The sequence below is a fragment of the Streptomyces sp. S07_1.15 genome, assembly GCF_020739505.1.
Taxonomy (GTDB): Bacteria; Actinomycetota; Actinomycetes; order Streptomycetales; family Streptomycetaceae; genus Streptomyces; species Streptomyces xinghaiensis.
This window is the reverse complement of record NZ_JAJBZK010000001.1, coordinates 257,126-280,687: the sequence shown is the minus strand read 5'-3', so window position 1 is coordinate 280,687 and position 23,562 is coordinate 257,126. Positions and strand designations below refer to the sequence as shown.

The following is a 23,562-nucleotide window of genomic DNA, read 5'->3' as shown; positions in this document are numbered from 1 at the left end:
CGGTGGTCCGGATACCGTGGGGTGCGTGACCCCGGCCGGCGTTCGGCCCGCCGGGACCATGTGGAGGTGAGCACAGGGTGGGAAGCGCCGAGGACAGCGGTGTGGTGCGGCTGCCGCAGCTGCGGCTGGACGAACTGCTGGAGGAGCTGCAGGCCCGGATCGACGCCGCCCGGGGCACCCGGGACCGGGTCCACCACCTGCTGGAGGCCGTGCTGTCGGTCGGGCGGGAGCTCGATCTGGAGGGGGTGCTCCAGCGCATCGTCGAGGCGGCCGCGGCCCTGGTCGACGCGGAGTACGCGGCCCTGGGCGTGATCAGCGAGGACGGCAAGGGGCTGGTGAAATTCCTCACGGTCGGCCTCAGCGAGGAGGAGATCGCCGCCATCGGCCCGTACCCGGCCGGCCACGGCATCCTGGGCGAGCTCATCCGCAACCCGGAGCCGCTGCGGCTGGCCAAGCTCTCCGACCACTCCGCCTCCTACGGCTTCCCCGCCAACCATCCGCCGATGAACAGCTTCGCCGGCACCCCCATCCGGGTCCGCGGCAAGGTCTTCGGCAATCTGTACCTCACCGAGAAGCGCGGCGGCGGGCAGTTCGACGACGAGGACGAGGCCGTCCTGTCCACCCTCGCCGTCGCGGCCGGTGTGGCCATCGACAACGCCCGGCTGTACGAGGAGTCCCGGCAGCGCGAGCGCTGGCTGCGGGCGAGCGGCGAGGTCACCTACGAACTGCTCTCCGGCCGGCCGCGCGGCGAGGTGCTCGGCAGGATCGCCGAGCGCGCCCGGGAGATAACGTCCTCCGTCCTGGCCGTCGTCGCCCTGCCGGTCGGCGACGGGGCCAATCTCTCCGTGGAGCTGGCGATCGGCCGCGAGTCGGACGTCCACCGCGGTCTGGTGCTGCCCATCGGGTCCAGCCTGTGCGGGCTCGCCTTCCGCGAAGCCGTCCCCGTCACCAGCTCCGACGCGGCCGGCGACCCCAGGATCTCCGCCGGGCCGGAACGGTTCATCGGTCTCGGCCCGGCGGTGGCCGTGCCCATCGGCACCGCCACCGGCGTCCGCGGCGTGCTCCTCCTCGTCCGGGAGAAGGACCGGCTCTCCTTCAGCGACCAGGAGACGGAGCCGCTGCTGGGCTTCGCCGGACAGGCCGCGGTGGCGATGGAGCTCGCCGAGCGGCAGCAGGACGCCGAGCAGATCGCGCTGCTGGAGGACCGCGACCGGATCGCGAGAGACCTGCACGACCTCGCCATCCAGCGGCTCTTCGCCACCGGCATGACCCTGCAGAGCGCCGCCCGTTTCATCGAGCACGAAGGCGCCTCGGAGCGCGTGGTGCGGGCGGTGGGCGACCTGGACGAGACCATCAAGATCATCCGTTCGACGATCTTCGGCCTGCGCTCCCGCCAGCCGGGGGAGGGCCACAACCTGCGGGCCCGGATCGCGCAGGCGGTCGGCGAGATCGCCGGACCCATGGGCTTCCCGCCGAGCCTGCGCATGGAGGGCCTGCTCGACACCCAGGTGCCCCGCCAGGTGGCCGACCACGCGGTCGCCGTCCTCGGGGAGGCCCTGTCCAACGCCGCCCGGCACGCCCAGGCCACCCGCACCGACGTCGCCGTCAAGGTGACCTCCACGGAACTCGTCCTGTCGGTCTCCGACAACGGAGTGGGCATCCCCGCGGAGGAGAGCCGCCGCAGCGGACTCCGCAACCTCACCGAGCGGGCCGAACAGCTCGGCGGTTCCTTCGAGTTGACCGGTACGCCGGGCGGCGGCACGACCGTCACCTGGCGCGTGCCGCTGGAGACGGACTGAGCGCGGCCGTGCCCGGCCGCCCGGCGCCGTGCCCGGCGAATCCTCCGATGTCCGGCACGCCCCCCGTCCGGCCCCGCACCGGGCCTGTATCACCGGAGGCGGTGACACGCCGGACACTTGCCCGGACTACAGTCCATCGGGAACGATCGCATGCCCCGGGGGAGTTGCCCGGTTCCGCGTAGCGCGGCGCCGATCCGTCACCGCGGCCGGAGACCCGGCCCCGCGGGCGCCGGACGGCCGGTCCGGCGGCCCCGCGGAACCACTCCGGCCTGCGTCCCCTATGACACGGAGGAACAGATCGATGGTCTTCGGGCGTTCTGAACGCCGCAGCGCGGCCGCCGTCGAGCCCGTCACGCTGAAAATCCTGGTGGCGGGCGGCTTCGGCGTCGGCAAGACGACCCTGGTGAGCACGGTGAGCGAGATCAAGCCGCTGCGCACCGAGGAGATGCTCACCGAGGTCGGTCGGCCGGTGGACTCCCTCGAAGGCGTCGAGGGCAAGCGCACCACCACCGTCGCCATGGACTTCGGCCGGATCTCGCTCCGTGACGATCTGGTGCTGTACCTCTTCGGCACCCCGGGACAGGACCGGTTCTGGTTCCTCTGGGACGAACTGGCCCAGGGCGCGCTGGGCGCCGTCGTCCTCGCCGACACCCGCCGGCTCAGCGACAGCTTCGCCGCCGTCGACTACTTCGAGCGCCGCGGCATCCCGTTCACCGTCGCCGTCAACTGCTTCGACGGCGCCGACCGCTATCCGCCCGAGGTGGTCAGCGAGGCCCTCGACCTCACCCCCGGCACCCCGGTGATCCTCTGCGACGTGCGGGAGCGCGCCTCCGCCAAGGAGGTGCTGATCTCCGTCGTCGAGCACGCCATGGCCTTCGCCTCCGACCAGCCGGAGCCCGTCACCACCTGACGGGCCGCCGCCCGCCCGTACCGGCCTCCGCGCGCACCGGGCGGCGCGGACCGGCCGGCCCCCGGTTTCCCCGGGACGTCCCTCCCCGCGCCGGACACGGCCGCGCGCGTTCCTCACCACGGGGACCACACCGCCGTCATGGACGGACATGTCTCCGAGCCTCCCCCGATGAGGGCCGCTGAGCGCCAAGGAGGACGTGCCCTCCCGCCGGGCTATTCCTCCGAACGGCCGCGGCCGGACAGCGAGCGCCGGTCCACGGGGAAATCGAAATAGCTGTCGGGGAAGGGCTCGGGCTGGTACGTGTAATGCCACCATTCCTGGGGATAGTTGACGAAGCCCGCCCGCTCCAGCCCCTTCTTCAGCAGCAGCCGGTTCCGCCGCTGCTCGCCCCGGACACGCTCGTCGAGGGTGTGGGAGAGGGTGTCGAAGCAGTCATAGCCGGTGCCCATGTCCACGGAGTTGTCCGGGAACCGCTCCTCGCGCGGCGCGGTGCACGGCACCAGCGGCTCGCCGGGCCGGTAGGGGCCGGTCTTCCCGGCGGGCAGCCGCACCAGGGTGAGATCGACGGTGCTGCCCCGGCTGTGCCCGGAACGCTCGGCGATGTAGCCGTCCTCGAACAGCCGGGACTTGTCGACCTCCGGGTAGAACTCCCGCTTCATGCGCTGGTCGCCGGGATCCCCGGCCCAGCGCACGAAATGGTCGACCGCCCGCTGCGGGCGGTAGCAGTCGTAGACCTTCAGGGAGTAACCGCGCGCCCGGAAGGCGCGCTGGGCCTTCTTCAGCGCCCGGGCGGCCGGCTCGGTGAGGAGGCACAGCGGCTTGCGGTAGCCGTCGATCCGGTCGCCGACGAAGTTGTGCCGGGTGGCGTAGCGGATGTCGTGCAGAACCGTCCGGTCGACGGACCGCAGATCGACGAACTCCCGGGGCGCACGCGGCTCCCGGCCCCGGTCGGGACCGGTGGCGGCGGCGGACGGGGCGGCCGAGGCGGCGGGCGCGCCGGCAGCCAGGACGAGCAGGGCGGCGGCCGCGGCCACCGGCCGGGCACGTACTCCGGAACGGGACATGAGACCTCTGGGACACAGGAGTTGAGACATGTGCTGTCCTTTACCGCACCGGCGCCCTCCGGGAAACCGCACCGGCGCACACCTCCGGAGAACCACGACGCGCCTTCCCCCGGAGCACCGTGCCGGCACACCGCGGCCCGCGACGGCGTTCGGTGTCCGCCGTCGCGTCCCCGCCGGTCGCGGTTCGCGTGTCCCGATGGCCGGGGCCCGGCGTGCGGGACGGCGCTCGGAACGTCCGGGAGCACCCCCGAGCGCGCCGCCCGCCGGGTAGCACGCCCCGCGCGCACCCTGCCGCGCCCGGTGCCCGCCGGGGGCCGGTGACGGGCATCGCTCACCGTGCGGGGTACCCGCCACCCACCGCCCAAACGCCTGCGGCCGGGACGGACCGGAACCCGGGGGAGCCGCCCGGGGGACCCGCCCCGTCCGCTACAGTCCGGCCGTGATCACCGAGCCGCGACCGGATTCCCACTGCTCCTTCTGCGGTGCCGCCTTCCCGCCCGGCACCGGATGGCCCCGTACCTGCCCGGACTGCGCGAACGTCTCCTACCGCAACCCGCTGCCGGTCGCGGTGGCCCTGCTTCCCGTCCGTACGGCGGGCGGAGGCCGGTCCGGCGGGGCGGGGCTGGCCGTGGTCCGCCGGGCCATCGAGCCCGGCCGGGGCCTGCTCGCCCTGCCGGGCGGATTCATCGACCACGGTGAGGACTGGCGTGCCGCCGTCGTCCGCGAACTCCGCGAGGAGACCGGCATCGAGGCCGCCGAACGGGAGGTGCGCCTCGCGGACGTCCTCAGCTCCCCCGGCGGGCACCTGCTGGTCTTCGGGCTGCTGCCCGAACGCGATGCCGCGGACCTGCCACCGTCCGCCCCCACCGACGAGACCGACGGCTGGCAGATCCTGAGCACCCCCGCCGAACTGGCCTTCCCCCTGCACACGGAGGCCGTCCGCGGCTGGTTCGTGGGCCGCTACCGCTACGCGCCGCTCTGACGGGGCGAGGGCACCCCGGGCACCCCGGCGCCCGGGCGGCGGGGCGGCGCCCCACGGCGTTCCCGAACGGCACCCGGCCCCGGCCCCCGCCCCCGCCCCGCGGGTCCCGGACCGGACCCCGCCCGCTCAGCTCTCCGCCACCGGGAGCCCGCGGATCCGCAGCGGCAGCCCGATTTCACCGCCGCCCTCCCGCTCGACCACCACCCGCCCGCCGTCACGCCGGGTGGTGAACCGCTCGAACCGGGAGCGCTCCGCGCCGTCACCCGTGCCCGCCGCGAACACCCCGCGTCCCGTCCGTCCCGGCGCCGGGGCCCACACCTCCAGCTCCACCCCGCCCGCCGGCGACGCCACCGGCAGCACCGCGCCCGCCCGCGCCAGCACCGGGATCCGCGACAGCGGCGCATCCAGCACCACCGTCCCCGGCCCCTCGTACACGTCTTCGGTCACCGTGTCGTACCAGCGCCCGCGCGGCAGCCGCACCGCCCGGCGGGCCGCCCCCGGCTCCAGCACCGGTGCGACCAGCAGCGCGTCACCCAGCAGGAACGCGTCCCCGCAGTCCCGCAACCGCCGGTCACCCGGCGCTCCCCACCACGGGGGACGCACATACGGCGCCCCGGTGCGCCGCGCGATCCGCGCCAGCGTCAGGAAGTACGGCAGCAGCCGCTCGCGCCCGGCCACCGCGGCCCGGGTGTGCTCCAGCACCCAGGGCGCCGCCTCCCACGGCCCCCGCGGCCGGCCCGGTGCCACCGCACCGGGGCCGCCGGGGGACCGGGTGCGGAACAGCGGCAGATACGCCGCCAGCTGGAACCAGCGCAGGTACAGCTCCGGTGGCAGCGGCTCACCGCCGCCCACGTCCGGCCCGCAGTACGGCACCCCGCACAGCCCCAGACCGAGCACCAGCGACAGTGATGCCCGCAGCCCGCTCCAGTCCGCCACCGCCGGGCCCGCCACCACGCCCCCGTAGCGCTGGCTGCCCGCCCAGCCCGCACGGGAGACGAGGAACGGCCGCTCCTGCGGGCGGAGTTCGAACAAGTGCTCGTAAGCGGCCCGCGCCATCAGCAGGCCGTAGACGTTGTGCGCCTCCCGGTGGTCGCCCTCCCGCCCGTCCAGCGCGTGCCGCGCCGACAGCGGCAGCGTGGCGTCACCGAACGCCGTCAGGGACAGCGGTTCGTTCCCGTCCAGCCAGAGACCGGCGGTACCGCGCGGCAGCCGCTCCTCCAGCAGGCCGCCCCACCACTTGCGCACCCGGGCATCGGTGAAGTCGGGGAACACCGCGTCCCCGGCCCCCACCAGACCCCGCACCTTCCGGCCCCTGGCGTCCCGCACGAAGACATCGGCGGCCACCCCGCCGTCGTACGCGGGATCGCCGCGCTCCGCACGCACCCCGGGCCGGACGGTCGCCACGAGCCGGACCGTCTCCGCGCCGGAGCCGGGCGCGGACCCGGACCCGGGACCGAGCCCCGTTCCGGGGCCGTCCCTCCCGGCAGCGCCGTCAACGGACCCGTGCCCGGCCTTCCGCTGCGCCGGAAGGCCGGGGGAGTCGACATGCAGGGCCGACAGCGGCAGCCCGAGCTCCCGGTACGCCGCCGCCACCGCCGGCGCGGCCTCCTCGCCCCCGCCGCCGGACGCGTCGTACGCGTGCTGGTGCCCGAAGGCCCAGCCCGGCGGGAGCGCGGGCGCGCCGGTGAGCGCCGTCCAGCCGCGCAGCACCCGGGCCGGGCCGCCCACCACCGTCCAGGAGCGCACCGGACCGCCGTCGAACCGCAGTTCGCAGCTGCCCGGCCGGTCGTGCCCGGAACCCGCGCCCTCGGCGCCCTCCCGCAGCCGCACCCAGCCGTTCCAGGAGTTGTCGTGAAAGACCAGATGGGTCCCCGCGTCCGCGACGACCAGCTGCACCGGCATCGTCACCGGCAGCGGGTCGTTCTCCGGCCCGAAGGCCCCGCCGGGGGCCGTGTTCCAGAGCCGGTACGGGCCGCCGGCCAGCCGCGGCCCCGCCGCGCGGGCGCCCAGGCCGAAGAACCGCGCGTCCGCCGCCACCCGGGAACACTGCGTCCAGCGGGACCCGCCCGCCCCCGGAGAGGCGCCCCCCGCGGCTTCCGCGTCCCCCGCGTCCCCCGCGCCCCCGGCGTCCGCCGCGTCCCACCAGCGCGGCGGCAGATCCCGCCGCAGCACCACCCCGCCCGGCGTACGGAACTCCACCGCGCCGAGACGCGAGACCGCCACGGTCATCCGCTCCGAGACCACCCGCCAGCCGCCCTCCGTGTCGGGCTCCAGCTCCGCCCGCGCGTCGGCCGCCGGGCAGCCGTGCGCCAGCCCGTAGGACGGCTCCGGCCCCGCACCGTCCCAGCCGCAGAACACCGCGCCGCCCACCGTCACCCGCACCAGCAGCGAGGACCGCGCGAACCGCACCACCCCCCCACCGGGCCGCGGCTCCGCGCCCACGGCCGCCCCCGGTACCCGGGCCCGCTCCGCCCCCGGGCGCGGCAGCGCCGCCGCGTCGGCCCGGCTCCGGCGCCACGCCGACCGGACCGACCGCACACCCCGGGCCGTCCCCAGCACCCCCACCGACCGCACCAGGCCACGCGCATCCATGCTGCTCAGACTGCCACTCGGCCGACCGGTGCGGAGGGCCCGGATGTCCTTTGTTCAACTGTCGTTCACCCCACCTTGACCGAGCCCCCGGACCGGCGTCGCCATGACGGCGCGCCCCCGCTCCGCACGGCCCGGAACCCGGCCCGGAACCCGGCCCGGAACACGGTCCGCGCCCGGCCCCGGCGTGGGGCGCGCCCACACCTCCCGCCGACCCGCTGTGGCGGGTCCGCCCTGGTGCGGAGGGCGATCCCATGGCATCGTCCTGCACAGCCGCCGCGCACCCGCACGCCCCCCGGCCACCACCCCGGGGGCCGGACCGTGCGCGGCGACGACGCACACGACGCGTGAACACAGCACGGGAGCCGCCATGACCGCCGCGCACAGCGCAGCACCGACGACCGCAGACGGGCCGCAGCAGCCGGAGCCCCTGTGGAGCCCCGGACCCGACCGGATCGAGGGCGCCCGGCTGACCCGCTTCCAGGCCTGGGCCGCCGAACGCTTCGGCGCCCCCGCGGCCGTCCCCGGCGACCCCGCCGCGAGCTACGCCGCCCTGCACCAGTGGTCCGTCGACGAACTCGCCACGTTCTGGCAGGCGGTGACCGAGTGGTTCGACGTCCGCTTCGCCACCCCGTACGAGACGGTCCTCGCCGACCGCTCCATGCCCGGCGCCACCTGGTTCCCCGGCGCCACCCTCAACTACGCCGAGCACGCCCTCCGCGCCGCCGAGGACCCGGCCCGCGCCGGCGACCCGGCCCTGCTGTACGTCGACGAGACCCACGAACCGCTCCCCGTCACCTGGGCCGAACTCCGCCGCCGGGTGGGCTCGCTCGCCGCCGGGCTGCGCCGCCTCGGCGTCCGCCCCGGTGACCGGGTCAGCGGCTACCTGCCCAACATCCCCGAGGCCGCCGTCGCCCTTCTGGCCACCGCCGCCGTCGGCGCCGTCTGGACCTCCTGCGCGCCCGACTTCGGCGCGCGGAGCGTCCTCGACCGCTTCCAGCAGGTCGAGCCCGTGGTCCTGTTCACCGTCGACGGCTACCGCTACGGCGGCAAGGAGCACGACCGGACGGAGACCGTCGCCGAACTCCGCCGCGAGCTCCCGGGCCTGCGCGCCACCGTGCACATCCCGCTGCTCGGCACCCCCGCGCCCGAGGGCGCCCTGGAGTGGGACGCCCTCACCGCCGCCGACACCGAACCGGTCTTCGAGCACGTCCCCTTCGACCACCCGCTGTGGGTCCTCTACTCCTCCGGCACCACCGGGCTGCCCAAGGCCATCGTCCAGTCCCAGGGCGGCATCCTCGTCGAACACCTCAAGCAGCTCGGACTCCACTGCGACCTCGGCCCGGAGGACCGCTTCTTCTGGTACACCTCCACCGGCTGGATGATGTGGAACTTCCTCGTCTCCGGCCTGCTCACCGGCACCACCGTCGTCCTCTACGACGGCAGCCCCGGTTACCCCGCCACCGACGCCCAGTGGCGCGTCGCCGAACGCACCGGCGCCACCCTCTACGGCACCTCGGCCGCCTACGTCATGGCCTGCCGCAAGGCTGGCGTCCACCCCGGCCGCGACTTCGACCTCTCCCGCGTCCAGTGCGTCGCCACCACCGGCTCCCCCCTCCCGCCCGACGGCTTCCGCTGGATCCACGACGAGGTCTCCGAAGACCTGTGGATCGCCTCCGTCAGCGGCGGCACCGACGTCTGCAGCTGCTTCGCGGGCGCCGTCCCCACCCTCCCCGTCCACATCGGCGAACTCCAGGCACCGGGCCTCGGCACCGGCCTCCAGGCGTGGGACCCGCAGGGACGGCCGGTCACCGGCGAGGTCGGCGAACTCGTCGTCACCAACCCCATGCCGTCCATGCCCATCCGCTTCTGGAACGACCCCGACGGCTCCCGCTACCGCGAGAGCTACTTCGAGATGTTCCCCGGCAACTGGCGCCACGGGGACTGGATCACCGTCACCTCGCGCGGCTCCGTCGTCATCCACGGCCGCTCCGACTCCACCCTCAACCGCCAGGGCGTCCGCATGGGTTCCGCGGACATCTACGAGGCCGTCGAACGGCTCCCCGAAATCCGGGAGTCCCTCGTCATCGGCGTCGAACAGCCCGACGGCGGCTACTGGATGCCGCTCTTCGTCCACCTCGCGGAGGGAGCCGTCCTCGACGACGCCCTCCGTGACCGGATCCGGCGCGTCATCCGCGAGCAGCTCTCCCCCCGCCACGTCCCCGACGAGATCATCGAGGCCCCGGGCGTCCCGCACACCCTCACCGGCAAGCGCATCGAAGTCCCGGTCAAGCGGCTCCTCCAGGGCGTCGCCCTCGACAAGGCGGTCAACCCCGGCTCCGTCGACAACATCGAACTGCTCCGCTTCTACGGGCGCGTCGCCGAGCAACGCGCGGCCGACCGCCCCTGACCCGCGGGCGGGCCGGCCCGCCCCCGCCCCACCGGCCGGCAGCCGCCCGCACCCGCTTGTCAGACCCCCCGGTTACGTTCAGTGAGGAATCCGGTTCCGAAGAGAACCGAACGTAACCGAGGGGGAGACCCGGCCATGTCCCGATCCGACCGCAAGACCACCACCGCCACCGCCCGGCACCCGCTGCTCCGCGAAGCCGCCGCCACCCTCGCCCTGCTGGCGGACGAGGAGGACTTCGCCGCCATGCGGGAGTACCCGCCCTTCACCGCGCTCGACGGCCACCGCGCCTACCTCCGCCAGACCGAGGAGGCGCTCCGCGCCCTCGCCGCCCGGGACGGCCACACCACCGTCGCCCTCCTCGACCCGGACCGCTTCCACGCCTACTGCGCCGACCACGGCATCGACCCGGCCAAGCCCGCCAGCCGTGCCCGCTACACCGCCGGACTCGCCGCGGCCGGCGCCACCCTCCCCTACGAAGGACAGCCGGTCGGCCTGCTGGTACCCCAACTCGTCGACGCCGCCGAGCGCCGCGCCGGCCTGGAGGTCGCCACCATGATCCTGGCCGCGGCGGGCGACTGCCCCGGCTGCGGCGAGGACATCGGCCGCACGGCCTGCAGCCGCGCCTCCCACGCCCTCCTGCGGCTGGTCGACGCGGCCGGCCCGGGCGTCCACCACCTCGTCTGCAGCGTGCCCGCCGGCCCCGCGCCCCTCACCGCGGCCCTGCACGCCGAGGGCGGGGAGCGAGGCGGGCTCCGCAGCCCGGAGGCGGAGACGATGCTCTTCTGCTCGGTGCTCGCCGCGGGCATCGCCACCGGCGCCCCGGGCGGGGTCGTGCTGCGCACCAGCGTCCCCGACGGCCGTGACCGGGTCCGCGGCTGGGCCCTGCGAGACGCCTGGCTCCGCCCCCTGACGGCCGCGGAGGTCTTCTCCGCCTACTGCACCGACCCCGGGACCGGTGAACCGGTGGCCCCCGAACCGGGCGTCGACCACCTCCCCGGTTTCGACCTCCCGGAACCGGACGGCTGCTGCGGGCCACCGGCGGACGGCGGCTGACCGGAAACGGCCGGTGGCCGCTCCGCCGCAGCGGAACGGCCACCGGCCGGCAACAACACTCCGTACGGGCACCGGCCCCGCCGGTCACTCCCCGGACAGGACCGCCTGCGCGGCCCGCCGGGCCTCCTCGGCGGTGTCGGCCGCGCGGGCGGCCGCCGCCGCCCGCTCGCACTGGGCCAGGGTGTGCTGGGCCAGCGTCGCCCGCACATACGGCAGCGAGGCGGCGCCCATGGACAGACTCGTGACACCCAGACCCGTCAGCACGCAGGCGAGCAGCGGATCCGAGGCGGCCTCCCCGCACACCCCGCAGCTCTTGCCCTCCGCCTTGGCCGCTTCCGCCGAGAGCGCCACCAGGTCGAGCAGGGCCGGCTGCCAGGGGTCCTGCAGCCGGGACACGGCACCGACCTGCCGGTCCGCCGCGAAGGTGTACTGCGCGAGGTCATTGGTCCCCAGCGAGAGGAACTCCACCTCCTGCAGGATCGACCGGGCCCGCAGCGCGGCCGACGGAATCTCCACCATGGCCCCGAACTTCGCCCGCAGCCCGGCCTCCCGGCAGGCATCGGCGAACGCCCTGGCGTCGGTGCGGTCCGCCACCATCGGGGCCATGACCTCCAGATAGACCGGCAGCCCCTCGGCGGCCCGGGCCAGAGCCGCGAGCTGGGTCCGCAGCACCTCGGGATGGTCGAGCAGGGTCCGCAGGCCCCGCACACCGAGCGCGGGATTCGGCTCGTCGGCCGGAGTCAGGAAGGCGAGCGGCTTGTCGGCCCCCGCGTCCAGCACCCGGACGACCACCCGCCCCTCCGGGAACGCCTCCAGCACCGTCCGGTAGGCCTCGACCTGCTTCTCCTCCGACGGCGCGTTCTCACCGTCGTCCAGGAACAGGAACTCGGTGCGGAACAGGCCCACGCCCTCGGCGCCGGCCTCGACCGCCGCCGGCACATCGGCCGGCCCGCCGACGTTGGCGAGCAGCGGCACCTTGTGCCCGTCCGAGGTCGCCCCCGGCCCGGTGACCGCGGTCAGCGCGGCCCGCCGCGCGGCCGCCGCCGCCTCGATCTCCGCCCGCTTCTCCCCGCTCGGCGACACGAACACCTCGCCGGTGCTGCCGTCGACGGCGATGACCGTCCCCTCCGCCAGGTCGCCCGCCCCCGGCAGCGCCACCACGGCCGGGACCCCGAGAGCCCGCGCCAGAATCGCACTGTGGCTAGTCGGCCCGCCCTCCTCGGTGACGAAGCCCAGCACCAGCGTCGGGTCGAGCAGCGCGGTGTCGGCCGGCGCCAGATCCCGCGCGATCAGGACATACGGCTCATCGCTGTCCGGCACCCCCGGCATCGGCACCCCGAGCAGCCGCGCCACGATCCGGTTCCGCACATCGTCCAGATCGGCCACCCGCCCGGCCAGATACTCCCCGGCCCCCGCGAGCAGCGACCGGTACGCCGCGAGGGCGTCGTACACCGCACGCTCAGCGGTGCTGCCCACCGCGATCCGGCGGTCGACATCGGCCATCAGCTCCGGGTCCTGGGCCATCATCGCCTGGGCCTCGAGCACCGCCTGCGCCTCGCCCCCGGCCAACTGCCCACGGGCCGTCAGGTCCGCGGAGACGGCCTCCACGGCCCGCCGCGCCCGGGCCTGCTCACGCGGCGCCTCCTGCTCGGGGATCTGCTTGGCGGGCGGCTCCAGCACCGCCGTCCCCATGTGCCGTACCTCGCCGATCGCCACTCCGTGGCTCACGCCGACGCCTCGCAGTGTTGTCTTCATCGCACCCGTCTCCGATCGATGCGGCCGGGCCCTGCCGCCCGCCGCGAGGGAAGTCGTATCCGCCGTCCCGCGACGGCGCCTGCTCAAGTCCAGGAGAAGAGAAGGGCGCCCGCGGCGACGTCCCCGGAATCGGAGATGTCGGAGAGCGACTCCGCGGTGGCCTCCAGTGCCACGACCGGGCACACCGGGGACTTGCCGGCCGCCTCGACCTGTGCGGGGTCCCACCGCACGACCGGGTCGCCCCGGCGCACCGTGTCACCCTTGCTGACCAGGAGTTCAAAACCCTCGCCGTTGAACTGCACCGTGTCGATGCCCAGATGTGTCAGCACACCGTGCCCCTCATCGTCGACGACGACAAAGGCGTGCGGGTGCAGGGAGACGATGATGCCGTCCACGGGTGCGACGGCGACGGACGGCTCACGCACGGGGTCAACGGCGGTGCCCGGGCCCACCATCGCACCGGAGAACACCGGATCGGGCACCGCCGCAAGTCCGATGGAACGGCCGGCGACCGGGGACGTCACGGTGGTCATGGGAAGCCTCTCGAGCGGAGATTGATCAAACGGCGCCCGCCTGGCCGTGCCAGGGGCGTCGTGCTGGCAGAAGCCTAAGTCATGGACCCCAAACGGACCGCTGCCGAATCGATTTGCTTCGCCGCGGCCGTGCGCTGTACTGTCGAACCCCTGCCCACGAGGGAGCACCGGCGGACTGGCCGTGCGAAGTGGGCAGTACCTTCCAACTCTTTGACATGGCAAGCGACTTCCGTTCTCCGCATGTCCTCGGACAGTGGTCGGAGAGAGTCGGAACCACTGATAGTGTTGGAAACACCGAAGGGAAGCGCCCGGAGGGCCCGGAGACGGGGCCGAAGGAAGCGTCCGTTCCTTGAGAACTCAACAGCGTGCCAAAAGTCAACGCCAGATATGTTGATACCCCGTCCGGGCGGCAGATTCAGGTTTGCTGCCGGGATGAGGTTCCTTTGAAACAAGTCCTTCCGTGCCACCGTTTCGGCGGTGGTGGTCGGGAGGCAATTTTACAGCGAGGACGCTGTGCGCGGTCCGGATTATTCCTCCGGGCTGCGCCGCTCTTGCGTGAAGCATTCACGGAGAGTTTGATCCTGGCTCAGGACGAACGCTGGCGGCGTGCTTAACACATGCAAGTCGAACGATGAACCTCTTCGGAGGGGATTAGTGGCGAACGGGTGAGTAACACGTGGGCAATCTGCCCTGCACTCTGGGACAAGCCCTGGAAACGGGGTCTAATACCGGATACGACCATCTCGGGCATCCGATGGTGGTGGAAAGCTCCGGCGGTGCAGGATGAGCCCGCGGCCTATCAGCTTGTTGGTGGGGTGATGGCCTACCAAGGCGACGACGGGTAGCCGGCCTGAGAGGGCGACCGGCCACACTGGGACTGAGACACGGCCCAGACTCCTACGGGAGGCAGCAGTGGGGAATATTGCACAATGGGCGGAAGCCTGATGCAGCGACGCCGCGTGAGGGATGACGGCCTTCGGGTTGTAAACCTCTTTCAGCAGGGAAGAAGCGCAAGTGACGGTACCTGCAGAAGAAGCACCGGCTAACTACGTGCCAGCAGCCGCGGTAATACGTAGGGTGCGAGCGTTGTCCGGAATTATTGGGCGTAAAGAGCTCGTAGGCGGCTTGTCGCGTCGGATGTGAAAGCCCGGGGCTTAACCCCGGGTCTGCATTCGATACGGGCAGGCTAGAGTTCGGTAGGGGAGATCGGAATTCCTGGTGTAGCGGTGAAATGCGCAGATATCAGGAGGAACACCGGTGGCGAAGGCGGATCTCTGGGCCGATACTGACGCTGAGGAGCGAAAGCGTGGGGAGCGAACAGGATTAGATACCCTGGTAGTCCACGCCGTAAACGTTGGGAACTAGGTGTGGGCGACATTCCACGTCGTCCGTGCCGCAGCTAACGCATTAAGTTCCCCGCCTGGGGAGTACGGCCGCAAGGCTAAAACTCAAAGGAATTGACGGGGGCCCGCACAAGCGGCGGAGCATGTGGCTTAATTCGACGCAACGCGAAGAACCTTACCAAGGCTTGACATACACCGGAAAGCCGTAGAGATACGGCCCCCCTTGTGGTCGGTGTACAGGTGGTGCATGGCTGTCGTCAGCTCGTGTCGTGAGATGTTGGGTTAAGTCCCGCAACGAGCGCAACCCTTGTTCTGTGTTGCCAGCATGCCTTTCGGGGTGATGGGGACTCACAGGAGACTGCCGGGGTCAACTCGGAGGAAGGTGGGGACGACGTCAAGTCATCATGCCCCTTATGTCTTGGGCTGCACACGTGCTACAATGGCCGGTACAATGAGCTGCGATACCGCGAGGTGGAGCGAATCTCAAAAAGCCGGTCTCAGTTCGGATTGGGGTCTGCAACTCGACCCCATGAAGTCGGAGTCGCTAGTAATCGCAGATCAGCATTGCTGCGGTGAATACGTTCCCGGGCCTTGTACACACCGCCCGTCACGTCACGAAAGTCGGTAACACCCGAAGCCGGTGGCCCAACCCGTAAGGGAGGGAATCGTCGAAGGTGGGACTGGCGATTGGGACGAAGTCGTAACAAGGTAGCCGTACCGGAAGGTGCGGCTGGATCACCTCCTTTCTAAGGAGCACTTCTCACCCGGTTCTGCCGGGTCAGAGGCCAGAACACCGGCGAGTGTCCGGTGCTGGTTGCTCATGGGTGGAACGTTGACTATTCGGCGCATCACGGTTGCTGCTGCTAGTACTGCTCTTCGGGGCGTGGAACGCGGTGGGGGCCGGGGTGTGCCGGGCGCGCTGTTGGGTGTCTGAGGGTACGGGCTGTTTGCTTGTGTCTTCGGTTGCCGGTCCCGGTGAACCGCACGGTTGGTGTGGGTGGCGGGTGGCTGGTCGTTGTTTGAGAACTGCACAGTGGACGCGAGCATCTGTGGCCAAGTTTTTAAGGGCGCACGGTGGATGCCTTGGTACCAGGAACCGATGAAGGACGTGGGAGGCCGCGATAGGCCCCGGGGAGCTGTCAACCGAGCTTTGATCCGGGGGTGTCCGAATGGGGAAACCCGGCAGTCGTCATGGGCTGTCACCCATACCTGAACACATAGGGTATGTGGAGGGAACGCGGGGAAGTGAAACATCTCAGTACCCGCAGGAAGAGAAAACAACCGTGATTCCGGGAGTAGTGGCGAGCGAAACCGGATGAGGCCAAACCGTAGGCGTGTGATACCCGGCAGGGGTTGCGCTTACGGGGTTGTGGGATCGCACTTCGGTGGTCTGCCGGCCATCGGGCGAGTCAGAAATTGTTGGTGTAGGCGAAGGGCATGCGAAAGGCCCGGCGTAGAGGGTAAGACCCCCGTAGCCGAAATGTCAGCAACTTGCTTGTGCGACACCCAAGTAGCACGGGGCCCGAGAAATCCCGTGTGAATCTGGCGGGACCACCCGCTAAGCCTAAATATTCCCTGGTGACCGATAGCGGATAGTACCGTGAGGGAATGGTGAAAAGTACCGCGGGAGCGGAGTGAAATAGTACCTGAAACCGTGTGCCTACAAGCCGTGGGAGCGTCGCGCATCGGACTTGTCCGGTGCGTCGTGACTGCGTGCCTTTTGAAGAATGAGCCTGCGAGTTTGCGGTGTGTTGCGAGGTTAACCCGTGTGGGGAAGCCGTAGCGAAAGCGAGTCCGAATAGGGCGGTATAGTAGCGCGCTCAAGACCCGAAGCGGAGTGATCTAGCCATGGGCAGGTTGAAGCGCGGGTAAGACCGTGTGGAGGACCGAACCCACCAGGGTTGAAAACCTGGGGGATGACCTGTGGTTAGGGGTGAAAGGCCAATCAAACTCCGTGATAGCTGGTTCTCCCCGAAATGCATTTAGGTGCAGCGTCGTGTGTTTCTTGCCGGAGGTAGAGCACTGGATAGGCGATGGGCCCTACCGGGTTACTGACCTTAGCCAAACTCCGAATGCCGGTAAGTGAGAGCGCGGCAGTGAGACTGTGGGGGATAAGCTCCATGGTCGAGAGGGAAACAGCCCAGAGCATCGACTAAGGCCCCTAAGCGTACGCTAAGTGGGAAAGGATGTGGAGTCGCAGAGACAACCAGGAGGTTGGCTTAGAAGCAGCCATCCTTGAAAGAGTGCGTAATAGCTCACTGGTCAAGTGATTCCGCGCCGACAATGTAGCGGGGCTCAAGCGTACCGCCGAAGTCGTGTCATTGGCACATATACCCCTAACGGGGGTGCTGATGGGTAGGGGAGCGTCGTGTGCCGGGTGAAGCCGCGCCGGAAGGCAGTGGTGGACGGTTCACGAGTGAGAATGCAGGCATGAGTAGCGATACACACGTGGGAAACGTGTGCGCCGATTGACTAAGGGTTCCTGGGTCAAGCTGATCTGCCCAGGGTAAGTCGGGACCTAAGGCGAGGCCGACAGGCGTAGTCGATGGACAACCGGTTGATATTCCGGTACCCGCTTTGAAGCGCCAGCGCTGAACCTTCTGATGCTAAGTCCGTGAAGCCGCCGGCTGAGTCTTCGGACGAGGTCGGAGTGGTGGAGCCGACGGCCCGAGGGGGTAGTAGGTGAGTGATGGGGTGACGCAGGAAGGTAGTCCAGCCCGGGCGGTGGTTGTCCCGGGGTAAGGGTGTAGCCCGGAGGGTAGGTAAATCCGTCCTCCGTGTAAGGGTGAGACCTGATGCCGAGCCGATTGTGGTGAAGTGGATGATCCTATGCTGTCGAGAAAAGCCTCTAGCGAGTTTCATGGCGGCCCGTACCCTAAACCGACTCAGGTGGTCAGGTAGAGAATACCGAGGCGTTCGGGTGAACTATGGTTAAGGAACTCGGCAAAATGCCCCCGTAACTTCGGGAGAAGGGGGGCCATTGCTGGTGATCACCCTTGCGGTGTGAGCTGGTGGTGGCCGCAGAGACCAGCGAGAAGCGACTGTTTACTAAAAACACAGGTCCGTGCGAAGCCGTAAGGCGATGTATACGGACTGACGCCTGCCCGGTGCTGGAACGTTAAGGGGACCGGTTAGTCATGATCCGTCATGGCGAAGCTGAGAACTTAAGCGCCAGTAAACGGCGGTGGTAACTATAACCATCCTAAGGTAGCGAAATTCCTTGTCGGGTAAGTTCCGACCTGCACGAATGGCGTAACGACTTCTCGACTGTCTCAACCATAGGCCCGGTGAAATTGCACTACGAGTAAAGATGCTCGTTTCGCGCAGCAGGACGGAAAGACCCCGGGACCTTTACTACAGCTTGATATTGGTGTTCGGTTCGGCTTGTGTAGGATAGGTGGGAGACTGTGAAGCCCGGACGCTAGTTCGGGTGGAGTCGTCGTTGAAATACCACTCTGGTCGTGCTGGATGTCTAACCTGGGTCCGTGATCCGGATCAGGGACAGTGTCTGGTGGGTAGTTTAACTGGGGCGGTTGCCTCCTAAAGGGTAACGGAGGCGCCCAAAGGTTCCCTCAGCCTGGTTGGTAATCAGGTGTTGAGTGTAAGTGCACAAGGGAGCTTGACTGTGAGACCGACGGGTCGAGCAGGGACGAAAGTCGGGACTAGTGATCCGGCGGTGGCTTGTGGAAGCGCCGTCGCTCAACGGATAAAAGGTACCCCGGGGATAACAGGCTGATCTTCCCCAAGAGTCCATATCGACGGGATGGTTTGGCACCTCGATGTCGGCTCGTCGCATCCTGGGGCTGGAGTCGGTCCCAAGGGTTGGGCTGTTCGCCCATTAAAGCGGTACGCGAGCTGGGTTTAGAACGTCGTGAGACAGTTCGGTCCCTATCCGCTGTGCGCGTAGGAGTCTTGAGAAGGGCTGTCCCTAGTACGAGAGGACCGGGACGGACGAACCTCTGGTGTGCCAGTTGTCCTGCCAAGGGCATGGCTGGTTGGCTACGTTCGGGAGGGATAACCGCTGAAAGCATCTAAGCGGGAAGCCTGCTTCGAGATGAGGACTCCCACCCCCATGAGGGGTTAAGGCTCCCAGTAGACGACTGGGTTGATAGGCCAGATATGGAAGCACCGCAAGGTGTGGAGTTGACTGGTACTAATAGGCCGAGGGCTTGTCCTCAGGTGCTCGCGTCCACTGTGTTGGTTCTGAAACAACGAACTGTGTTGCCGTCCGGTTCGTATAGTTTCATAGTGTTTCGGTGGTTATAGCGTGAGGGAAACGCCCGGTTACATTCCGAACCCGGAAGCTAAGCCTTTCAGCGCCGATGGTACTGCAGGGGGGACCCTGTGGGAGAGTAGGACGCCGCCGAACTCCTTGTGAAGCCGGGTTTCCCGGGCCTTGACCGGCTCGGGAAACCCGGTCTTTTTGTGTGTCCGGACCGCCCGCCGACCCTCCGCGCTCGCCGGCCCCCGTACACCGGTAAGGTCGGGGAGCATCGTCGAAAACGTCCTTCCGGGAGGCCACGGGTGGAGGTCCAGGAGACAAGGGTCCAGACAGACCGTGTCCTCACCATCCCGAACATTCTCAGCATGGCCCGGCTGCTGGGCGTGCCCCTCTTCCTCTGGCTGATTCTGCTGCCGGAGTTCGGGGGGCCCAAGGCCGACGGATGGGCCCTGCTCGTCCTCGCCCTGAGCGGCGTCAGCGACTACCTGGACGGCAAGCTCGCCCGCCGCTGGAACCAGATCAGCAGCCTGGGACGGATCCTCGACCCGGCGGCCGACCGTCTGTACATCCTCACGACCATCGTCGGCCTGACGTGGCGCGACATCATCCCGCTCTGGCTGACCGCGGCGCTCCTCGCCCGGGATCTCATCCTGCTCGTGATGGTGGGCATCCTCCGCCGGCACGGCTATCCGCCGCCCCAGGTCAACTTTCTCGGCAAGGCGGCGACGTTCAACCTCATGTACGCCTTCCCGTTGCTGCTGCTGAGTGACGGAAGCGGATGGCTTCCGCAGCTCGCTGCTATTTTCGGATGGGCGTTCGCGGGATGGGGTACAACTCTCTACTGGTGGGCAGGAACTCTCTATGTGGTTCAGGTCCGCCGACTCGTGAAGGCGGATACCTCGACCGACTGAGCCTGCCCCGACGCCGTGGCCCTGGCCGAACGCAGGGTTTCCGCGTGCCAGTGCGGTGGGTCCACCCCGACGGACCGGCCGAGCTCGGTCGGTGTGACCGTCGTCTCTTCAAGGAGGACGCTTCCGACATGAAGGCCGTCGTGATGGCCGGCGGTGAAGGCACACGCCTTCGCCCCATGACCTCAAGCATGCCCAAGCCACTGCTGCCGGTGGCGAACCGGCCAATCATGGAGCATGTTCTGAGGCTGCTCAAGCGGCACGGGCTGAGCGAGACCGTGGTGACGGTGCAGTTTCTCGCCTCCCTCGTCAAAAACTACTTCGGTGACGGGGAAGAGCTCGGAATGGAGCTCACCTATGCCAACGAGGAAAAGCCCCTCGGCACTGCCGGCAGCGTCAAGAACGCCGAGGAAGCCCTCAAGGACGACTCCTTCCTCGTCATCTCCGGTGACGCACTCACCGATTTCGACCTCACCGAGCTCGTCAACTTCCACAAGGAGAAGGGGGCACTGGTCACCGTCTGCCTGACCAGAGTGCCCAATCCCCTGGAATTCGGCATCACCATTGTCGACGAGGAGGGGAAGGTCGAGCGGTTCCTGGAGAAGCCGACGTGGGGGCAGGTGTTCTCGGACACCGTCAACACCGGCATTTACGTCATGGAGCCCGAGGTCTTCGACTATGTCGAGGCCGATGTCTCGGTCGACTGGTCCGGCGACGTCTTTCCGCAGCTGATGAAGGAAGGCAAGCCGATCTACGGCTACATCGCCGAGGGCTACTGGGAGGACGTCGGCACCCACGAGAGCTACGTCAAGGCGCAGGCCGACGTGCTCGAGGGCAAGGTCGATGTGGACATCGACGGTTTCGAGATCTCTCCCGGTGTCTGGGTGGCCGAGGGCGCCGAGGTGAGTCCGGACGCGGTGCTGCGCGGCCCGCTCTACATCGGTGACTACGCCAAGGTGGAATCCGGGGTCGAGATCCGGGAACACACCGTCGTCGGATCGAATGTCGTGGTGAAGAGCGGCGCCTTCCTGCACAAGGCCGTGGTCCACGACAACGTGTACATCGGCCAGCAGAGCAATCTGCGCGGCTGTGTCATCGGCAAGAACACCGACATCATGCGCGCCGCCCGGATCGAGGACGGAGCCGTGATCGGCGACGAGTGCCTCGTCGGCGAAGAATCGATTGTGCAGGGCAACGTCCGCGTCTACCCGTTCAAGACCATCGAGGCGGGCGCCTTCGTCAACACCTCGGTGATCTGGGAGTCGCGCGGCCAGGCGCAGCTCTTCGGGGCCCGTGGGGTGAGCGGCATCCTCAACGTCGAGATCACCCCCGAGCTGGTGGTGCGGCTCGCCGGGGCCTATGCGACCACCCTCAAGAAGGGGTCGACGGTCACCACGGCGCGCGACCATTCCCGGGGCGCCCGGGCGCTCAAGAGGGCAGTGATCTCCGCTCTCCAGACCAGCGCCATCGACGTGCGGGACCTGGAGAACGTGCCGCTGCCGGTGGCCCGCCAGCAGACCGCGCGCGGCAGTGCCGGCGGCATCATGATCCGCACGACCCCCGGGGTGCCCGACTCCGTCGACATCATGTTCTTCGACGAACGCGGGGCGGATCTCTCCCAGGCGGGGCAGCGCAAACTCGACCGGGTCTTCGCCCGCCAGGAGTACCGCCGGGCCTTCCCCGGGGAGATCGGGGATCTCCGCTTCCCGGCCAGTGTGTTCGACGCGTACACCGGTTCGCTGCTGCGTGCCGTCGACACCACGGGCGTCGCCGAGGCAGGACTCAAGATCGTGGTTGACGCCTCCAACGGCAGCGCCGGACTGGTCCTCCCCAGCCTCCTCGGGCGGCTCGGGGTCGACGCTCTGACGATCAACCCGGGCCTCGACGAGTCGCGTCCCACCGAGACGGCGGACGCCCGCCGCTCCGGCCTGGTGCGGCTCGGCGAGATCGTTGCCTCCGCCCGCGCCGCGTTCGGGGTGCGCTTCGACCCCGTCGGCGAGCGGCTGTCCCTGGTCGACGAGCGCGGACGGATCGTGGAGGACGACCGCGCTCTGCTGGTCATGCTGGATCTGGTGGCGGCCGAGCGGCGCAGCGGGCGGGTCGCGCTCCCCGTGACCACCACCAGGATCGCGGAGCAGGTCGCCGCCTACCACGGCACGCAGGTGGAGTGGACGACGACCTCACCGGACGACCTGACCCGGGTCAGCCGTGCGGAGTCCACGGTCTTCGGCGGCGACGGCAGGGGCGGTTTCATCGTCCCCGAGTTCAGCAGCGTCTTCGACGGCACGGCCGCCTTCGTCCGCCTGATCGCCCTGGTCGCCCGGACGCAGCTGACACTCAGTCAGATCGACGCGCGGATCCCGCGGGCCCATGTGCGGCGCCGGGACATCGCCACGCCGTGGGCGGTCAAGGGTCTCGTCATGCGCAGCGTGGTGGAAGCCGCCGGTGACCGGCACGTCGACACCACGGACGGTGTGCGGGTCGTGGAGGCCGACGGCCGCTGGATCATGGTCCTGCCGGACCCGGCGGAGGCGGTCACCCATCTGTGGGCGGAGGGCCCGGACGACGCCTCCGCGCAGCAGCTGCTCGACGAGTGGGCCGCGGTGGTGGACAGCGCCGGCCGCTGAGCCGTCGCCCCTGCAGGGATGCCGTGAGTGGCCCGCCGCATGCCGGCGGGCCACTCACGATCGGCCGAACCGGTGGGCCCATTCGGCGGTGGCGGCCCTCACATGCGACGATGTGCGTCATGTCGCAGCAGTCCCCCGATCGGAGCACTCCCGCGCGCCGGTCGCGTCCCGACGCGTCCATGTCGCTGCTGACGAACGTGACGGAGCACAGCCTGGACGAGGGTTACGCGGAGGCCGCCGCCCGCCGTGCGGCCGAGGGCTCGGCCGGCCTGCCGAAGACCCTGCGGTCGAAGCTGGGGCTCGCGGCGGGCCTGGTGCTCGCGGCGATCGTCGTGACCGTCGGCGCCGCGCAGGCCAGGGTGGAGGCCCCGGTCCGCGCCAAGGAACGCGAGGAACTGATCAGCCGGATCGAGGACGGGACCGAGCGGTCCGACACGCTGGAACGGAACGTCGAGCGGCTGCGCCGGGAGGTCGGAGCCGCTCAGCGCGAGGCGCTGGAGAAGCACGGAGGAAGCCGGGAGGAGCTGACCGCGCTGCTGGCGGGGGCGACCCCGGTGCACGGCCCGGGCCTGCGACTGGTGGTGGACGACGCCGAGAGCGCGGCGGCGGGCGGCGACGGACCGCGGGAGAGCAGCAGCTTCGCCGACAGCGGACGGGTCCGTGACCGTGACATGCAGCATGTCGTCAACGGGCTGTGGGGCGCGGGGGCCGAGGCGGTCGCGATCAACGGCCAGCGGCTCACCGCCGTCTCGGCGATCAGGAGGGCCGGCGAGGCGATACTCGTCGACAACAGGCCGCTGGCGCCGCCGTACACGGTGCTCGCGGTGGGGAACGGGCAGCGGCTGCGCAAGGCTTTCCAGAACAGTGCCGGTGGTCAGTACCTGAAGGTGCTGCAGGACAACTACGGCGTCCGTGCGAGCATCTCGGCGCACGAACGGGTCGACCTGCCGGCCGCGCCGAGTCTGATCATCCGAACCGCGAAACCGCTGGGCGCCGGCGGCAAGAGCGCCGCCGACACAGGGAAGGGCATATCGTGATCGCCGTACTGGGCCTCGTCGTGGGCGTCGTGGTCGGACTGCTGGTCCGGCCGGAGGTTCCGGCGGTGGTGGAGCCGTATCTGCCCATCGCCGTGGTGGCCGCGCTGGACGCGGTGTTCGGCGGTCTGCGGGCGATGCTGGACGGCATCTTCGACGACAAGGTCTTCGTGGTGTCGTTCCTGTCGAACGTGGTGGTGGCCGCTCTGATCGTCTTCCTCGGTGACAAGCTGGGTGTCGGGGCGCAGTTGTCCACCGGTGTCGTGGTGGTGCTCGGCATCCGGATCTTCTCCAACGCCGCCGCCATCCGCCGGCACATCTTCCGGGCGTGAG

At 69.9% G+C, this 23,562-nt stretch carries 13 protein-coding genes and 3 rRNA genes; 12 read left to right on the top strand and 4 right to left on the bottom strand.

Translation table 11 applies throughout. The features are described 5' to 3' along the window. Positions 1 to 77: 77 nt before the first annotated feature. On the top strand, positions 78 to 1,799 hold the full coding sequence (locus LIX60_RS01315; RefSeq protein ID WP_227956797.1) for a GAF domain-containing protein: 1,722 nt from the start codon (positions 78 to 80) through the stop codon (positions 1,797 to 1,799). A 301-nt stretch (positions 1,800 to 2,100) separates the two neighbouring features. Beyond that, complete coding sequence (locus LIX60_RS01310; protein ID WP_019708246.1) at positions 2,101 to 2,709, top strand: ATP/GTP-binding protein; 609 nt, start codon at positions 2,101 to 2,103, stop codon at positions 2,707 to 2,709. Between the two features lie 212 nt (positions 2,710 to 2,921). Here the strand turns inward: LIX60_RS01310 and LIX60_RS01305 are convergent, their stop codons facing one another. Then, entirely contained in the window at positions 2,922 to 3,773 is an 852-nt protein-coding gene (locus LIX60_RS01305) for a M15 family metallopeptidase (RefSeq protein ID WP_227956796.1), read from the bottom strand. Positions 3,774 to 4,212: 439 nt separating this feature from the next. On the opposite strand from LIX60_RS01305, the gene LIX60_RS01300 reads away from it, so the two are divergent. Next, positions 4,213 to 4,755 carry an NUDIX domain-containing protein gene (locus tag LIX60_RS01300; protein ID WP_374117772.1) on the top strand — a complete coding sequence of 181 codons (543 nt, stop codon included), beginning with the start codon at positions 4,213 to 4,215 and terminating at the stop codon, positions 4,753 to 4,755. A gap of 126 nt (positions 4,756 to 4,881) precedes the next feature. Here the strand turns inward: LIX60_RS01300 and LIX60_RS01295 are convergent, their stop codons facing one another. Then, a complete protein-coding gene (locus tag LIX60_RS01295; protein ID WP_227956795.1) occupies positions 4,882 to 7,347 on the bottom strand; it encodes a glycoside hydrolase family 31 protein in 2,466 nt (821 codons plus the stop codon). A gap of 367 nt (positions 7,348 to 7,714) precedes the next feature. Here LIX60_RS01295 and LIX60_RS01290 point away from each other — a divergent pair, with 367 nt between their 5' ends. Continuing rightward, positions 7,715 to 9,754, top strand: coding sequence for an acetoacetate--CoA ligase (locus LIX60_RS01290; RefSeq protein ID WP_227956794.1), 2,040 nt, complete (start codon positions 7,715 to 7,717; stop codon positions 9,752 to 9,754). Positions 9,755 to 9,889: 135 nt separating this feature from the next. Next, on the top strand, positions 9,890 to 10,807 hold the full coding sequence (locus LIX60_RS01285) for a hypothetical protein (RefSeq protein ID WP_227956793.1): 918 nt from the start codon (positions 9,890 to 9,892) through the stop codon (positions 10,805 to 10,807). Between the two features lie 84 nt (positions 10,808 to 10,891). Here LIX60_RS01285 and ptsP read toward each other — a convergent pair whose 3' ends face one another. Together ptsP and LIX60_RS01275 are read right to left on the bottom strand one after the other, a co-directional pair. Beyond that, on the bottom strand, positions 10,892 to 12,562 hold the full coding sequence (ptsP, locus tag LIX60_RS01280; RefSeq protein WP_227956792.1) for a phosphoenolpyruvate--protein phosphotransferase: 1,671 nt from the start codon (positions 12,560 to 12,562) through the stop codon (positions 10,892 to 10,894). Positions 12,563 to 12,645: 83 nt separating this feature from the next. Then, entirely contained in the window at positions 12,646 to 13,095 is a 450-nt protein-coding gene (locus tag LIX60_RS01275; RefSeq protein WP_227956791.1) for a PTS glucose transporter subunit IIA, read from the bottom strand. 563 nt (positions 13,096 to 13,658) lie between these two features. Here LIX60_RS01275 and LIX60_RS01270 point away from each other — a divergent pair. The 7 genes from LIX60_RS01270 (at position 13,659) to LIX60_RS01240 (ending at position 23,561) form a co-directional block, all read left to right on the top strand. Then, positions 13,659 to 15,184, top strand: a 16S ribosomal RNA gene (locus LIX60_RS01270). 305 nt (positions 15,185 to 15,489) lie between these two features. After that, positions 15,490 to 18,615, top strand: a 23S ribosomal RNA gene (locus LIX60_RS01265). Positions 18,616 to 18,690: 75 nt separating this feature from the next. Beyond that, a 5S ribosomal RNA gene (gene rrf, locus LIX60_RS01260) occupies positions 18,691 to 18,807 on the top strand. The 16S, 23S and 5S rRNA genes sit together here, the layout of an rRNA operon. 155 nt (positions 18,808 to 18,962) lie before the next feature. Continuing rightward, a complete protein-coding gene (locus LIX60_RS01255; RefSeq protein ID WP_019708252.1) occupies positions 18,963 to 19,571 on the top strand; it encodes a CDP-alcohol phosphatidyltransferase family protein in 609 nt (202 codons plus the stop codon). A gap of 128 nt (positions 19,572 to 19,699) precedes the next feature. Further along, a complete protein-coding gene (locus LIX60_RS01250; RefSeq protein ID WP_227956790.1) occupies positions 19,700 to 22,195 on the top strand; it encodes a mannose-1-phosphate guanyltransferase in 2,496 nt (831 codons plus the stop codon). Between the two features lie 119 nt (positions 22,196 to 22,314). Then, a complete protein-coding gene (locus LIX60_RS01245; protein WP_227956789.1) occupies positions 22,315 to 23,232 on the top strand; it encodes a DUF881 domain-containing protein in 918 nt (305 codons plus the stop codon). After that, positions 23,229 to 23,561 carry a small basic family protein gene (locus tag LIX60_RS01240; protein WP_030544681.1) on the top strand — a complete coding sequence of 111 codons (333 nt, stop codon included), beginning with the start codon at positions 23,229 to 23,231 and terminating at the stop codon, positions 23,559 to 23,561. The genes LIX60_RS01245 and LIX60_RS01240 overlap by 4 nt, the downstream gene beginning before the upstream one ends. Position 23,562: the final 1 nt, after the last annotated feature.

Excerpts from the sequence above, each read along its gene's own strand:
- LIX60_RS01290 (WP_227956794.1), top strand. The coding sequence starts at position 7,715 with ATGACCGCCGCGCACAGCGCAGCACCGACGACCGCAGACGGGCCGCAG.
- LIX60_RS01305 (WP_227956796.1), bottom strand. The coding sequence starts at position 3,773 with ATGTCCCGTTCCGGAGTACGTGCCCGGCCGGTGGCCGCGGCCGCCGCC.
- LIX60_RS01275 (WP_227956791.1), bottom strand. The coding sequence starts at position 13,095 with ATGACCACCGTGACGTCCCCGGTCGCCGGCCGTTCCATCGGACTTGCG.
- LIX60_RS01285 (WP_227956793.1), top strand. The coding sequence starts at position 9,890 with ATGTCCCGATCCGACCGCAAGACCACCACCGCCACCGCCCGGCACCCG.
- ptsP (WP_227956792.1), bottom strand. The coding sequence starts at position 12,562 with ATGAAGACAACACTGCGAGGCGTCGGCGTGAGCCACGGAGTGGCGATC.
- LIX60_RS01250 (WP_227956790.1), top strand. The coding sequence starts at position 19,700 with ATGAAGGCCGTCGTGATGGCCGGCGGTGAAGGCACACGCCTTCGCCCC.
- LIX60_RS01295 (WP_227956795.1), bottom strand. The coding sequence starts at position 7,347 with ATGGATGCGCGTGGCCTGGTGCGGTCGGTGGGGGTGCTGGGGACGGCC.
- LIX60_RS01310 (WP_019708246.1), top strand. The coding sequence starts at position 2,101 with ATGGTCTTCGGGCGTTCTGAACGCCGCAGCGCGGCCGCCGTCGAGCCC.
- LIX60_RS01245 (WP_227956789.1), top strand. The coding sequence starts at position 22,315 with ATGTCGCAGCAGTCCCCCGATCGGAGCACTCCCGCGCGCCGGTCGCGT.